A 13,644-nucleotide genomic window follows, 5' to 3' on the forward strand; every position below is an offset into this window, starting at 1 on the left:
CATGAGCACGCTCGAGATCAAGGGACTGACGGTCTCGGTCGAGACCGAGGACGGCCCCAAGGAGATCCTGCGCGGGGTCGACCTCACCGTGAAGTCGGGGGAGACCCACGCGATCATGGGGCCCAACGGCTCCGGCAAGTCGACGCTGGCCTACAGCATCGCCGGCCACCCCAAGTACACCGTCACCGGCGGCACCGTGACGCTCGACGGCGAGGACGTCCTCGCCATGAGCGTCGACCAGCGCGCCCGCGCCGGCCTCTTCCTCGCGATGCAGTACCCCGTCGAGGTCCCCGGTGTCACGGTCAGCAACTTCCTCCGCACGGCCAAGACGGCCATCGACGGCGAGGCCCCCAAGCTGCGCACGTGGGTCAAGGACGTCAAGGAGGCCATGGGCAACCTGCGCATGGACCCCGTCTTCGCCGAGCGCAACGTCAACGAGGGCTTCTCCGGCGGCGAGAAGAAGCGCCACGAGATCCTCCAGATGGAGCTGCTCAAGCCCAAGGTGGCCATCCTCGACGAGACCGACTCCGGTCTCGACGTCGACGCGCTCAAGATCGTCTCCGAGGGCGTCAACCGCGCCAAGGACTCGAGCGACCTCGGCGTCCTGCTCATCACGCACTACACGCGCATCCTGCGCTACATCAAGCCCGACTTCGTCCACGTCTTCATCGACGGCAAGGTCGTCGAGCAGGGCGGTCCCGAGCTGGCCGACCGCCTCGAGGACGAGGGCTACGACCGCTACCTCGCCTCGGCGCCCGCCGCCACGGTGGAGGTCTGAGCCGAATGGCCGACGTCCGGCCCCTGACGGACGGGGAGCTCGCCGCGATCCGCGGTGAGTTCCCCATCCTGGCGCGCACGGTGCGCGACGGACGGACGCTCGTCTACCTCGACTCGGGGGCGACGTCGCACAAGCCGACGGCCGTGCTCGACGCCGAGCGCGCCTTCTACGAGCAGCACAACGCCGCGGTCCACCGAGGCGCCCACCAGCTCGCCGAGGAGGCGACCGACGACTTCGAGGCCGCCCGCGCGACGGTGGCCTCGTTCATCGGGGCGCCGGCCGACGAGGTCGTCTTCACCAAGAACGCGACCGAGGCGCTCAACCTCGTCGCCTACGCGTTCTCCAACGCGGCCCCGACCGACGAGCCCAAGGACGACCGGTTCGTGCTCGTTCCCGGTGACGAGATCCTCGTCACCGAGATGGAGCACCACGCCAACCTCGTGCCGTGGCAGGAGCTCGCCCGCCGCACGGGCGCCACCCTGCGCTGGGTCCCGGTCGACGCCGACGGTGCCCTCGACCTGACCGGTCTGGACGGCCTGCTGACCGAGCGCACGAAGGTCTTCGCCTTCACGCACGTGTCCAACGTGCTCGGCACGGTCAACCCGGTCACCGAGCTCGCCGAGCGGGCTCACGCCGTCGGGGCGCTCGTCGTCGTCGACGCGTGCCAGTCGGTGCCGCACCTCGCGGTCGACGTCACGACCCTCGGCGCCGACTTCATCGCCTTCAGCGGCCACAAGATGTACGGCCCGATGGGGGTCGGTGTGCTCTGGGGCCGCGCGGAGCTGCTCGAGGTCATGCCCCCCTTCCTCACCGGTGGTTCGATGATCGAGCTCGTCACCATGGAGCGCTCGACCTACGCGCCTGCCCCGCAGAAGTTCGAGGCCGGCGTCCCCAACGCGGCGCAGGCCGTGGGGCTGGCCGCCGCGGTCCGCTGGATCGAGGCGATCGGCATCGACCGCATCCACGCCCACGAGGCGTCCCTCGTCGACCAGCTCCAGCGCAGTCTCGCCGAGCGCCCCTGGGTCCGCGTCGTCGGTCCTGCCGCCGGGACGCCCCGTGGCGGCGCCGTCGCGTTCGTCGTCGACGGCGTGCACGCCCACGACGTCGGCCAGGTGCTCGACGACGCAGGGGTGGCCGTCCGCGTGGGTCACCACTGCGCGTGGCCGCTGCACCGTGCCCTCGGTGCAGCAGCGACGACGCGCGCGTCCTTCGCCGTCCACAACACGTCCGCCGACGTCGAGGCACTGCTCGCCGCGCTCGACCGGGTGCCGGTCATCTTCGGCGTCGACACCGAGAGGGAGGCCAGCTGATGGACCTCTACCAGGAGCTCATCCTCGAGCACTCGAAGCGGCCCCAGCACGCTGGTCTGCGTGAGCCGTTCGACGCCGAGGTGCACCACATCAACCCGACGTGCGGCGACGAGGTCACCCTCCGCGTCGACGTCACCGGCTCCGGCTCCGACGCCGTCGTCACCGACATCTCGTATGCCGCGCAGGGCTGCTCGATCTCCGTCGCCAGCACCTCGGTGCTGGCCGAGGAGGTCATCGGGCACCCCGTGACCGAGGCGCTCGAGACGTTCGAGGCCATGCGCGCCATGCTGACCTCGAAGGGTCAGGTCGCCGGTGACGAGGCCGTCATCGGTGACGGGGTCGCCTTCGCCGGCGTCTCGAAGTACCCCGCACGCGTCAAGTGCGCCCTGCTCGGCTGGACCGCCTTCACCGACGCGCTCGCCCGTGCCGGCGTCGACATCTCTTCCACGAGTTCGCCCTCCCCGCAAGGAGTTTCGTCATGACCGCAACCACCACCCCGCCGAACGTGGCCGACGTCGAAGAGGCCATGCGTGACGTCGTCGACCCCGAGCTCGGCATCAACGTCGTCGATCTCGGCCTCGTCTACGGCATCACCGTCGACGCGCAGTCCCACGCCGTCCTCGACATGACGCTGACGTCTGCGGCCTGCCCGCTCACCGACGTCATCGAGGACCAGACGGCCCAGGCGCTCGAGGGCCTCGTCGCCACGCACCGGATCAACTGGGTGTGGATGCCGCCGTGGGGCCCCGACAAGATCACCGAGGACGGCCGCGAGCAGCTGCGCGCCCTCGGCTTCAACCTCTGAGCCTGCACCAGCCGCGCCCGTGACGACGCGCGTCATCGAGGTCGACCCGGAGCGGTTCGACCGGTGGATGGCGGGCTTCGCCGAGCGCCACGGTGCCTACGACGCCGCCGAGGAGACCACTCCCGGCGGCGTCGTCGTGTCCGCCCATGCTGCCGACGGATCCACTGTCGTGGCAACACCGTTCGCCCACGACCCGCTCGGTGTGATCCTCGTCCGCCGCGGAGGGTATGCCGTGGGCCTGGCTCTCGGGCACGCGTTCACCGCGTCCAAGGTCGGCACGCGCCACGTGCAGTCGCGCACGGCCGCCGGGGGCTGGTCGCAGCAACGCTTCGCGCGCCGCCGCGGCAAGCAGGCCGACGAGCTCGTCGACGCCGTCGTCGGCCATGCCCGACGGGTCCTGCTCCGGGACGACGAGAGCCCGCGGACGGGGGCGGACGGCATACCCCGGGGGCTGGTCGTCGGGGGAGACCGGACCCTCGTGCGCGAGGTCCTCGACGCGAGCCCGTTGCGGGCCCTCGCGGGACTGCCGATGCGCGAGCTCTACGACCTGCCCGACCCGAGGCGTGACGTCCTCGACAGCGCGTTGCGCCGCGGACGCGCCGTCCGCATCGAGATCATCGAGTCGTCGTCCGGCGGCGTCAGCTGACGGTGTCGACGCCGAAGGTGTTGCACTGGTTGATGTCACCGGTCTGGTAGCCCTGGGTGAACCAGTTCATGCGGGCCTGGGCAGAGCCGTGCGTCCAGTTCTCGGGCGTCACGCGCCCCTGCATCTTCTCCTGGATGCGGTCGTCACCGACGGCGGAGGCAGCCGAGAGCGCGGACTTGATGTCGCTCTCGGAGATGGCCTTGAGCAGCGGCGTGCCGCTGGCGTCGGTCGTCTCGGTCGCGTGCTTGACCCACGTGCCGGCGAGGCAGTCGGCCATGAGCTCGATGCGGACGGCCCCGGAGTTGGGACCCTGCGGGTCCTTCTGCGCCCGGTCGAGGATGCCGAGGAGGTCCTGGACGTGGTGGCCGTACTCGTGCGCGATGACGTACTCCTTGGCGAGCTGACCGCCGTCGGCGCCGAACTTGCTCTGCAGCTCCTGGAAGAAGCTCGCGTCGACGTAGACCTTCGCGTCGAGCGGGCAGTAGAACGGCCCGACCTGCGAGTTGGCCGTGCCGCAGCCCGAGGGAGTCTGGCCCTGGTAGATCACGGTCTTCACCGGCTCGTAGTTCATCTGGTACTTCGGCAGGGCCTTCGTCCAGTAGTCCTGGACGCTGTTGACGGTGGCGATGATGAGGCACACGTCGTTCTTGTTGGCGTCGGCGCCGGTCTTGCACTGGGAGAACTGGCCCTGGTCGACCTGGCCTGCAGCGGAGACCTGGTTGCTCTGGAGCTGCTGGGACGGCAGGCCACCGGTGCTGCTGCCGGAGTCACCTCCGCCGAGGATCTTGCCGCCGCCGAAGATGAGCATGAGCACGAGCAGGATCAGGCCGCCGATGCCGCCGCCGACCTGGATGCCACCGGGGAAGCCGCCGCCTCCTCCGCCCCCACCGCTGCCGCCGCTCTGCACCTGTGAGGTGTCGAGCTGGGCGTTGTCGTTGAAGCTCATGTGCCGCTCCTCGGGTCGGGACCTGGGACTCCCAGGTCCGGTCGTGATCACCCTAGTGCGCGGGGACCGGGGCTCGTCTGCTGCCTGGTGTGCTGCTTGGTCTGCTGTTTCGTGTGCTGCTCAGACGATGTCGTACCCGCTCGGGCCCGCCCAGCCATCGGTGACCCGGCGGCGGTGTCGGCGGCGCCGGCCGCCTTGACGAGGCGCGCGGCGAGGTCCTCGGTGGCCTGCACGAGCGCGGGTGACCCGAGCACCTCGAAGTCCAGCGGGGTGACGGCGAGCTGGCGGGCGTACCAGTCGGGATCGTCGGTCGTCGCCCTCAGCCGGACGCCGCCGTCGACCTCCTCGAGCCGCCCGAGGCTGCGGGGGAGCCACCGAGCCGCCTCGTGAAGGTCCGTCCTCAGGAGCACGTCCACCTCGTGACGCCAGCCCTGGGAGAGGTGTTCCTCGAGCGTCCGCAGCGCGTCGAGGTCCTCGGGCGGGTCGAAGGCCTGCGACGTCACGAACACCGACTGCACCCGGTCGATGCGGAGCGCGCGCTGGGCCTCGCTCGTCCGGGACCAGCACAGGAGGTACCAGCGCCCGTGGCGCAGCACGACCGCCCACGGGTCGACCTCCATGGGCCGCTCCCTGCCGTCCTCGAGGCGGTAGTCGAGCCGCACCTGCCGGGACGACGTGCAGGCCTCGACGAGCCTGCCGGTCAGGGCCGGGTCGACGCGCAGCCTCGGGTCCGGCGGCGGACCGGTGACGCGACGGACGGCCCGCACGGGCTCTGCCACCTGGTGGGGCAGCGCCCGGAGGATCTTGGCCAGGGCTGCCCCGACGAGCTCGGTCGGGTCGGCCGCCCCTCGGTGACCCTCGAGCACCGCCATGACGAGCCCGAGCGCCTCGGTGGCCGTGAACATCAGGGGCGGCAGGCGCAGCCCCCGGCCGACGCGGTAGCCGCCGTGCGGTCCGGTGACCGACTCGATGGGCAGGTCGGCCTCCCGCAGGATGGCGACGTAGCGGCGGGCGGCCCGCTCGGTGACGCCCAGGTGGTCGCCGAGTCGCTGCGCGGTGATGCCGGGGCAGTCCTGGATCACCTCGAGCGCGAGCAGCGCTCGCGCCGTGGGGCTCGTGTCGTAGCGCATGCCGTCCCCTCCCGGACACCCGTGGTCGTGGACGAAGGTACCGCTCGGCGGTGACGGCATACGGCAGTGAACGGATCTCCGGAGCGCCTGCGGGCACGACGTGCAGCCATGGGGCTTTGCCCCGAGCCGCCTCAGCGTCGTCGGGGGGTGACCTCGCGCCACGCCGGCTCGTCGTCGGGCATCCATGCAGGGACCGGTGTCGCGCCCTGGTCCATTGACAGCCAGGAGCGCTCCTGTGCCAGCCCGAGCGCGACGTCGATGAGTCTGGTCGTCGTGGGGGCGACGTCGTCGGCGCGCCATGCCAGGGACCAGGGATAGTAGGGCTGGATCTCCCGCGGCCAGGACATCTGCATGCCGACCTCGACGTACTTCTCGGCGTAGCTGAGGAACTCGAGGTAGTGGACGTCCTCGGCGGCCCGCTGCACGTGGGCCACGCAGAAGCTGAAGGCGCCCGGGGTGCCGAGCCACCGCATCTCCAGGCCCAGCCGATCCTCCAGGGCGGTGAGGTACTGACCGTGGGCGTTGTAGGTCCCCGAGTCCGGGGGATCGCCGAAGACGTGCAGGGGTCGGTCGTGGAACGACGCCGTCGGACGGCGACCGTCGTCGCCCGGCGCAACGAGCACCAGCGGCTCCAGCCTGAGCAGTCTGTGACGCCATCCGCTCGGCTGGGCGAGGAGCATCCGAGGCGTGACCCGCAGGATCGCGACGTCGAGGCGCCCGTGCAGGAGGGCCCCGAGCTGCGTGATGCTGTCCATCGCGTGCTCGCGCAACGGTACGTCCGGCTCGGACGACGTGAAGGCATCGGCGACCAGTCGGCTCGTGGACAGCTCGAAGACGTGGGCGATGCTGACGCCCTTCGAGGCGGAGCGCTGCGTCATGCTCTCGGCGAGGGCGAGCAGCCGCCTGGCGTCCCCGAGGAACTGCTGGCCCCGGGCCGTCAACGTGACGTGGCGGCTGTCGCGCACGAGAAGAGCCTCGCCGAGCTGGTCCTCCAGCTTGCGGATCTGCTTCGAGAGGGCGGGCTGGCTCACGTAGAGCTGCGCGGCAGCCCGACCGAAGTGCAGCTCGTCGGCGACGGCGACGAAGTAGCGCACCAAGCGCAGGTCCAGCTCCATCTGGGACTCCCCGGGGCGCGTCATGGCCGGGCACGACCGTCGTCGTGCCCGAGTGCCACCACGCTAGTGACTCGTCGCGGCCCTGCGGAACTCCTCGCGGTTATCGATCGGCGCGCAACCGGTCTTGGACTCGGGGGCCCCCGGGCGACCAGCCTTGGGTGTCGCCCTCCGCGACGGCCACGGTCCGCCCCACGTGTGGACCCAGGAGAAAGGCACCTCATGACCGCAACCCAGCGCCCCGTCGTCTTCATCCACGGTCTCTGGCTCCATGCCACGAGCTGGGCGCCGTGGGTCGAGATGTTCCGCGATGCCGGCTACTCGCCCAGTGCGCCGGGGTGGCCCGGGGAGGCCGACACGGTGGAGGAGGCCCGGCAGCGTGCGGACGACGTCGCGGGGCTCGGCATCGACGACGTGACGAACCACTACGCGGCGATCATCGAGGCCCTCCCGGACGCGCCCGTTCTCGTCGGGCACTCGTTCGGAGGCCTCATCGCCGAGAAGCTGCTGGGTCAGGGCAAGGCCGCCGCGGCGGTGGCCATCGACCCGGCCCAGATCAAGGGAGTCCTGCCGCTGCCGCTCGCACAGCTGCGTGCCGGACTCCCCGCGCTGGGCAACCCGGCGAACCGGAACAAGGCCGTCTCGTTGACCGCGAAGGAGTTCCGGTTCGGGTTCGGCAACGCCGTCAGCGAGGAGGAGTCGGACGCTCTCTTCGAGAGGTGGACCATCCCGTCGCCGGCGAAGCCGCTCTTCCAGGCGGCGGCCGCAAACTTCTCCCTCCACTCGGAGGCGGCGGTCGACACCGACAACAGCACACGCGGTCCCCTCCTGCTCATCTCCGGCCTCGAGGACCACACCGTCCCCGACGTCGTGACGCGCTCCACCCTCAGGCAGTACCGCAAGTCGACCGCCCTCACCGAGCTCCGGCAGTTCGAGGGCCGAGGCCACTCGCTCACCATCGACGACGGGTGGAGCGAGCTCGCCAAGGCGGTGCTCGGCTGGCTCGACGAGCACGGGCTCTGACCGTGGACCTCGCCCTGGCCGGGAAGGTCGCCATCGTCACCGGTGCGAGCAAGGGCATCGGTCTCGCCATCACCCGCGTGCTGGCCGACGAGGGGGTCGCGGTCGTGGCCGGCGCGCGCGACGCCTCTGCCGAGCTCGACGGTTTGAGCCGGTCCGGCGCGGTCACGTACGTCGCCGTCGACCTCAGCGACCCCGACGGCGCCGCGCACCTCGTCGACGCCGCCGCCGGACTGGGACGTCTCGACATCCTCGTCAACAACGTCGGTGCGGTGTCGCCGCGGCTCGACGGCTTCCTGGCGGTCACGGACGAGCAATGGGCGACCTCCTACACGCTCAATCTCATGGCCGCCGTCCGCACCACGCGAGCAGCGTTGCCCCTGATGCTTGCTCGCGGCCGGGGTGCCATCGTCTCGACGAGCTCGGTCAACGCGACGCTGGCCGACCCCTCGGTCATCGACTACAGCGCTGCCAAGGCGGCGCTGCGCAGCTTCTGCAAGTCGCTGTCCAAGGAGCTCGGACCGCAGGGCATCCGCGTCAACACGGTCAGTCCCGGACCGGTCTCCACCGACCTCTGGCTCGGTAGCGACGGCGTCGCTGCGGCGGTGGCGGCCCGACAGGGGACCGACCCGTCGTCGGTGGCCGCGGCCGCGGCTCGCGACTCGGTGACCGGACGCTTCACCCACCCCGACGAGGTGGCCCGGCTCGTCGCGTTCCTCGCCAGCGACGTGGCCGGCAACATCACCGGTGCTGACGTCACCATCGACGGCGGTCTCATCCCCACGACCTGAGCAAGGGGTGGGAAGGGTGCCGCCCCGCGAGGTCGCGCTCCTATGCTCGTCGCATGGCCGTCCTGGGGACCAAGGTGCACGTCCCGAGGCTGCGCCGCGACCTCGTCGGGCGGCCACGACTGACGGCACGACTCTCGGAGCGGCTCGACCAAGGTGCGCCGCCCCGCCTGGTGCTCGTGTCGGCGCCGGCCGGCTTCGGCAAGACGACAGCGCTCGCCCAGGGGCTCGCGCGCCTGACGGGGAGCCGGGGCCACGTCGCGTGGCTCTCTCTCGACGCGGACGACAACGACCCGCGACGCTTCCTCGAGCACCTCGTCGCCGCGTTGCAGTCCGTCGGTGAGTTCTCCGAGGCGGCCGGGCTGGTGGCAGCCTCGAGGGCTCCGGACCTCGCCCTGACCTCTGTCGTCAACGAGCTCGACCTGCAGTCCGGAGGAATCGTGCTGGCGTTGGACGACTTCCACGTCATCACGGCGCCCGAGGTCCACGAGATGGTCACGTTCCTGCTGGACCACCTGCCGCCGCAGGCCGGCCTGGCGATCGCGACCCGGTCGGACCCGCCCCTTCCGCTGTCCCGGCTGCGAGCGCGTGGAGAGCTCGTCGAGCTGCGCGCCGCCGACCTGCGGTTCACCCCCGACGAGGCACGCGCGTTCCTCACGGGGGTCATGGGGCTGGACCTTCGCCCCACCGAGGTGGCCGCCCTCGAGTCCCGCACCGAGGGCTGGGTCGCCGGACTGCAGCTCGCCGCGCTGTCGCTGCGAGGCACGCACGACACGTCGGAGTTCGTCGCCGACTTCACGGGAAGCCACCGGTTCATCCTCGACTACCTCGTCGACGAGGTGCTGCGATCCCAGCCCGAGGCCTCGCGCCGGTTCCTCCTCGACACCTCCGTGCTCCAGCAGCTCACCGGTGAGCTGTGCGACCGGGTCACGGGAGGCGACGACGGCGCCGGCCGGCTCGAGGCCCTCGACCGCAACAACGTCTTCATCGTGCCGCTCGACGAGCACCGGGGCTGGTACCGCTACCACCACCTGTTCGCCGAGGCTCTTCGGGCGCGGCTCTCCGCTGAGCGGCCGGAGCGGATTCCTCGTCTTCACAGGGCGGCGGCCGAGTGGTATGCCGCGCACGGCTTCGTCGAGGAGGCGGTCGGTCACGCCCTGCGGAGCGGGGACGCCGACTACGCGGCGGACCTCGTCGAGTCGGCGCTGCCGGACCTCCGGCGTCGACGTCGCGACGTCATGCTCCGCGAATGGCTCACCGCGCTGCCGGACGAGGTGACCCGTGAACGCCCTCTGCTCGGCACCTACCTCGCGTGGACCCGCCTGGTCGAAGGCGACCTCGAGGGGGTGGAGACCGTTCTGGCGCAAGCAGAGCGGGCGCTCACGACGCGACGGCCCGTCGCTCCTGCCGGCGCATCCCTCGCGACGTCGGAGGAGCTGCGCACGCTGCCCGCGACCATGGCGGTCTTCCGGGCCTCGGCGGCGCAGGCTCGCGGCGACACCGAAGCCATGGAGCGGCACGCGCGCCGCGCTCTCGGTCTCACCGGTGCGGACGACCACATGGCCCGGGCCGGCGCGCTCGGCTTCCTCGGGCTCGCCGCCTGGGGGAGAGGAGACATGACCTCTGCAGTCGACACGTTCTCAGGTGCCGTCCTCAGCATGGCCGAGGCCGGGGACGTCGCCGACCAGCTCGGCAGCACGGTCGCCCTGGCCGACATGTGGGTGGCGAGGGGGAGGCCCGACAAGGCGCGGCGGGTGCAGGAGGATGCGCTGGCCACCTCCCGTCGGCATCCGGGCGCCACGCTGGCCACCCTCGCGGACCTGCACGTGGGCCTGGCCGACGTCCTCGTCGAGCAGGACGAGCTCGAGGAGGCTGCGGCGCACCTCGACACGGCCCGGGCGCTCGGCGAGTCCGCCTCGCTGCTGGAGAACCGGTACCGATGGTTCGTCGCCTCGGCCCGCTTGCGGCGCGCCGAGGGTGATCTCGATGCGGCGGCCGAGCTCCTCGCGCAGGCCGAGCCCCTGCACCTGCCCGGCTTCTTCCCCGACGTGCGTCCGATCCCGGCCCAGCTGGCGCGCATCCGCATCGCGCAGGGCCGGCTCGCGGACGCATGGCGATGGGCCGAGAGCGCCCGCGCGCTGCGGGCCGACGACGTCTCCTACCTCGCCGAGTTCGCACAACTCACACTCGTCAGGCTGCTGCTGGCTCAGCACCGCGCCGACGGCGAGTCCAGCCGGCTCGACGACGCCGCAGGGCGGCTCGACCGTCTGGCGCCTGGCGCAGTCACGGGCGGGCGCGACGGCAGCCTGCTCGAGATCAGGATGCTCCAGGCACTCGTCCACCACGCCCGACGCGACGAGGCGGCGGCCATCGCGCAGCTCGGTGACGTCCTGGCGACGGCCGCTCCCACAGGCTTCGTCCGACTCTTCCTCGACGAGGGCGCCCCGATGACGGAGCTGGCCGCCCACGTGGACGGGACGCCCGTGACCGCGGCCCTGGTCGCCCGGCTCCAGCGGACGGCACACGCCAGGCCCGTGGTGACGGCGCAGGAACCGCAGACGCACGGCCTGAGCGAACGCGAGCTCGACGTCCTGCAGCTCCTGGCGACGGCCAGGACCGGCCCGCAGATAGCGAACGAGCTGTTCGTGTCGGTCAACACGCTGCGCACCCACACCAAGCACATCTTCACCAAGCTCGACGTCAACACCCGCCGTGCCGCGGTGGCCCGTGCCGGCGTGCTCGGGCTGATCCGACCGCTCTGAGCGCCCAGGGCGGGAATCACCTCCCCGATCACATCGCTTGGTGATTCGGCGGCACGCCATCGTTCCTAGGTTCGGGCTGTCCCCGAAACCACTCGGGGCCCTCGACAGCAAAGGAACCCGACCATGAGCATCACGACCTCCCGTCTCGGCCAGGCGGCCGGCGTCGCAGCCGTCGTCGCCGGGACGATCTTCGTCCTCGTCCAGATCAACCACCCCCCGATGGGCGTCGCCTCGGTCTCCACGACCGACTGGCTCGTGCGCAGCACGGCCAAGACCGTGATGGCAGCTCTGGCGCTCGCCGGCATCACCGGCATGTACCTGCGCCAGCGCGCAGTCGTCGGAGCGTTCGGGCTTGCGGGCTACCTGCTGCTCAGCGTCGGCTACCTGCTCATGTTCGGAACGGAGTTCGCCGCCGCGTTCGTGCTTCCGGCGGCAGCGACGTCCTCGCCGGGCTTCGTCAACGACGTCGTGGTCGCAGCCTTCGGCGGGCACGCGGCAGGCGACATCGGTGCACTGACAACGGTCTTCGCCCTCACCGGTGCGACCTACGTCGCCGGCGGACTCGTGTTCGGCATCGCGACGTTCCGCGCCGGCATCCTCTCCAGGTGGGCAGCCGTCCTGCTCGCCGTCGGCAACGTCTCCACCCTGGCCCTCGCCGTGCTTCCCGAGTCGTTCAACCGGCCGCTCGCCGTCCCCACCGGCATCGCGTTGGTCGGTCTCGGGTGGTCGCTGTGGCGCGACCAGCGTCGTGAGACGTCCGGCGTGGCTGCTGCCACTGGCACTGCCACTGCCGCCGCGCGCCCACAGGCAGCGGTCCGATGACGAGCCCGCAGCGGGGGTGGCGGGTCCCCGCCGCCCTCGTCGTGTTGAGCCTCGTCCCGGTCCTGGCCGGCACCGCGCGCCTGATCGAGCTGGGCGGGGGCCCGGCGCTCATCCCGAGCGACGCCCGGTTCACCGCCTCCCCGCTGCCCGTCGTCGCGCACATCGCCTGTGCGGCGGTGTACGCGCTGCTCGGCACCCTCCAGTTCGCCGGCGGCTTCCGTCGCCGGCGGCCGGGCTGGCACCGGGTCTCCGGGCGAGTACTGGTGGTCGCCGGGCTGGGGGTGTCGGCATCGGCGCTGTGGCTGACCCTCTTCCTCCCACCCCAGCCGGGCTCAGGACCGCTCCTGTTCGTGCTCCGGCTCGTCTTCGCTCCCGCGATGGTCGCGACGCTGGTCCTCGGGGTCGCCGCGATCCGGCGCGGCCACATCGCGGCGCACCGGGCGTGGATGACCCGCGGGTACGCCATCGCCCTGGGTGCCGGCACCCAGGCGTTGACCGAGGGCGTGGGTGGCGCCGTGTTCGGGCACAGCCCGCTCGCGCTCGACGCCTCGAGGGGAGCAGCATGGATCATCAACCTCGCTGTGGCTGAATGGGCGATCCGCCGTCCGACCGTTGCCGGTGACCATGGCGGTGACGGCGGTGGGAGGCGGGTCGTGGCTGCGTTCGGAGGACTGCGGTGAGCACCGGTTACGAGTTCCGGGTCGAGGGGCACCTCGACGAGCACTGGACGCGCGTCCTGGATGGCTTCTCGGTGCGACATGCCCCGGACGGGACGACGACGCTCACCGGGTCGGTGCTCGACCAGGCCCAGCTCCACGGACACCTGGCCAGGATCCGCGACCTGGGCGCCGTGCTGCTGTCGTTGCGCGCCCTGCCCGACGACGCCGGCGACCGCGTCGAGATGGTGGCCGTGGCCGACCCGCTGTCCCGCGTCGACTGGCCGCGGTGCACGGATCGCCTCGAGCTGCGTCCAGCCTCGGCGCAGGATGCCGAGGCCACCTGGCGCTTCCGTCGGTTGGAGTCGGTGAGCCGCTGGCTGACCGTGGCTCCGGCCGACCTCGAGTCGTACCGGGCCGTCTTCGAGCGCCCTGCCCGCCTCGCCACCACGCTCGTGGTCGAGCTGGACGGGCGTGTCGTCGGCGACCTCATGCTGCGGGTCGAGGACGCTTGGGCGCAGAGGGAGGTCGCCGAGCAGGCTCGGGAGGCGCAGGCGGAGCTCGGGTGGGTGCTGGACCCCGAGCTCGCCGGGCGTGGCTATGCGACCGAGGCCGTGCGCGAGCTGATCCGGATCTGCTTCGAAGAGCTGGGGATTCGACGCGTCGTCGCCACCTGCTTCGCCGACAACGAACCGTCGTGGCGCCTCATGGAACGAGTGGGGATGCGCCGGGAGCTCCATGCGGTGAGCGACGCCCTGCACCGTTCCGCGGGATGGAGTGACACCTTCGCGTATGCCGTCCTCTCCACCGAGTGGAGCCGAGTGGGCTGAGGAGAGCCGGGGAGGACTGGGCAGGACGCCCAGTAGGCG

The 13,644-nt window shown here is 71.5% G+C and carries 14 protein-coding genes; 11 read left to right on the plus strand and 3 right to left on the minus strand.

Annotated elements, in window-relative coordinates; translation table 11 throughout:
* Position 1 precedes the first annotated feature (1 nt).
* From sufC to ABD831_RS13720, 5 genes are read left to right on the plus strand one after another with little or no spacing between them, the layout of a single operon-like run.
* Positions 2–778 carry a Fe-S cluster assembly ATPase SufC gene (gene sufC, locus ABD831_RS13700; RefSeq protein WP_344947428.1) on the plus strand — a complete coding sequence of 259 codons (777 nt, stop codon included), beginning with the start codon at positions 2–4 and terminating at the stop codon, positions 776–778.
* Positions 779–783: 5 nt separating this feature from the next.
* Positions 784–2,088, plus strand: a complete 1,305-nt coding sequence (locus ABD831_RS13705; protein ID WP_344947431.1) for a SufS family cysteine desulfurase — start codon at positions 784–786, stop codon at positions 2,086–2,088.
* Positions 2,088–2,570: a Fe-S cluster assembly sulfur transfer protein SufU gene (gene sufU / locus ABD831_RS13710; protein ID WP_344947434.1), complete on the plus strand. Its 483-nt coding sequence runs from the start codon at positions 2,088–2,090 to the stop codon at positions 2,568–2,570. Before ABD831_RS13705 ends, sufU begins: the two co-directional genes overlap by 1 nt.
* The gene (locus ABD831_RS13715; protein ID WP_142178103.1) at positions 2,567–2,893 is read left to right on the plus strand and encodes a metal-sulfur cluster assembly factor; all 327 of its coding nucleotides are present in this window, start codon (positions 2,567–2,569) and stop codon (positions 2,891–2,893) included. The genes sufU and ABD831_RS13715 overlap by 4 nt, the downstream gene beginning before the upstream one ends.
* A gap of 19 nt (positions 2,894–2,912) precedes the next feature.
* Entirely contained in the window at positions 2,913–3,539 is a 627-nt protein-coding gene (locus ABD831_RS13720) for an acVLRF1 family peptidyl-tRNA hydrolase (protein WP_344947437.1), read from the plus strand.
* On the opposite strand, the gene ypfJ is transcribed toward ABD831_RS13720, so the two are convergent.
* From ypfJ to ABD831_RS13735, 3 genes are all read right to left on the minus strand, one after another.
* Complete coding sequence (ypfJ, locus tag ABD831_RS13725; protein ID WP_142178099.1) at positions 3,532–4,485, minus strand: KPN_02809 family neutral zinc metallopeptidase; 954 nt, start codon at positions 4,483–4,485, stop codon at positions 3,532–3,534. The genes ABD831_RS13720 and ypfJ overlap by 8 nt on opposite strands.
* Positions 4,486–4,532: 47 nt before the next feature.
* Complete coding sequence (locus tag ABD831_RS13730; RefSeq protein WP_344947441.1) at positions 4,533–5,615, minus strand: helix-turn-helix transcriptional regulator; 1,083 nt, start codon at positions 5,613–5,615, stop codon at positions 4,533–4,535.
* A 131-nt stretch (positions 5,616–5,746) separates the two neighbouring features.
* Entirely contained in the window at positions 5,747–6,754 is a 1,008-nt protein-coding gene (locus ABD831_RS13735; RefSeq protein WP_344947444.1) for a LysR family transcriptional regulator, read from the minus strand.
* Positions 6,755–6,949: 195 nt separating this feature from the next.
* Between ABD831_RS13735 and ABD831_RS13740 the strand changes: the two genes are divergently transcribed.
* From ABD831_RS13740 to ABD831_RS13765, 6 genes are all read left to right on the plus strand, one after another.
* Positions 6,950–7,750, plus strand: a complete 801-nt coding sequence (locus ABD831_RS13740; RefSeq protein ID WP_344947447.1) for an alpha/beta hydrolase — start codon at positions 6,950–6,952, stop codon at positions 7,748–7,750.
* A gap of 2 nt (positions 7,751–7,752) precedes the next feature.
* Positions 7,753–8,538, plus strand: a complete 786-nt coding sequence (locus ABD831_RS13745; RefSeq protein WP_344947450.1) for an oxidoreductase — start codon at positions 7,753–7,755, stop codon at positions 8,536–8,538.
* Between the two features lie 53 nt (positions 8,539–8,591).
* Positions 8,592–11,297 (plus strand): winged helix-turn-helix domain-containing protein, encoded by a 2,706-nt coding sequence (locus ABD831_RS13750; RefSeq protein WP_344947453.1) that lies wholly within the window; start codon positions 8,592–8,594, stop codon positions 11,295–11,297.
* 123 nt (positions 11,298–11,420) lie between these two features.
* Entirely contained in the window at positions 11,421–12,119 is a 699-nt protein-coding gene (locus tag ABD831_RS13755; protein ID WP_344947456.1) for a hypothetical protein, read from the plus strand.
* Entirely contained in the window at positions 12,116–12,799 is a 684-nt protein-coding gene (locus tag ABD831_RS13760) for a DUF2306 domain-containing protein (protein WP_344947459.1), read from the plus strand. The genes ABD831_RS13755 and ABD831_RS13760 overlap by 4 nt, the downstream gene beginning before the upstream one ends.
* The gene (locus tag ABD831_RS13765) at positions 12,796–13,605 is read left to right on the plus strand and encodes a GNAT family N-acetyltransferase (RefSeq protein ID WP_344947462.1); all 810 of its coding nucleotides are present in this window, start codon (positions 12,796–12,798) and stop codon (positions 13,603–13,605) included. Before ABD831_RS13760 ends, ABD831_RS13765 begins: the two co-directional genes overlap by 4 nt.
* Positions 13,606–13,644 lie beyond the last annotated feature (39 nt).

Source organism: Terrabacter ginsenosidimutans (assembly GCF_039539425.1).
GTDB classification, from domain to species: domain Bacteria; phylum Actinomycetota; class Actinomycetes; order Actinomycetales; family Dermatophilaceae; genus Terrabacter; species Terrabacter ginsenosidimutans.

Bases quoted from the DNA above. Each gene is read 5' to 3' on its own strand.
- ABD831_RS13705 (WP_344947431.1), top strand. From the start codon at position 784: ATGGCCGACGTCCGGCCCCTGACGGACGGGGAGCTCGCCGCGATCCGC.
- ABD831_RS13735 (WP_344947444.1), bottom strand. From the start codon at position 6,754: ATGACGCGCCCCGGGGAGTCCCAGATGGAGCTGGACCTGCGCTTGGTG.
- ABD831_RS13755 (WP_344947456.1), top strand. From the start codon at position 11,421: ATGAGCATCACGACCTCCCGTCTCGGCCAGGCGGCCGGCGTCGCAGCC.
- ypfJ (WP_142178099.1), bottom strand. From the start codon at position 4,485: ATGAGCTTCAACGACAACGCCCAGCTCGACACCTCACAGGTGCAGAGC.
- sufC (WP_344947428.1), top strand. From the start codon at position 2: ATGAGCACGCTCGAGATCAAGGGACTGACGGTCTCGGTCGAGACCGAG.
- ABD831_RS13730 (WP_344947441.1), bottom strand. From the start codon at position 5,615: ATGCGCTACGACACGAGCCCCACGGCGCGAGCGCTGCTCGCGCTCGAG.
- ABD831_RS13740 (WP_344947447.1), top strand. From the start codon at position 6,950: ATGACCGCAACCCAGCGCCCCGTCGTCTTCATCCACGGTCTCTGGCTC.
- ABD831_RS13760 (WP_344947459.1), top strand. From the start codon at position 12,116: ATGACGAGCCCGCAGCGGGGGTGGCGGGTCCCCGCCGCCCTCGTCGTG.
- ABD831_RS13750 (WP_344947453.1), top strand. From the start codon at position 8,592: ATGGCCGTCCTGGGGACCAAGGTGCACGTCCCGAGGCTGCGCCGCGAC.
- ABD831_RS13715 (WP_142178103.1), top strand. From the start codon at position 2,567: ATGACCGCAACCACCACCCCGCCGAACGTGGCCGACGTCGAAGAGGCC.
- sufU (WP_344947434.1), top strand. From the start codon at position 2,088: ATGGACCTCTACCAGGAGCTCATCCTCGAGCACTCGAAGCGGCCCCAG.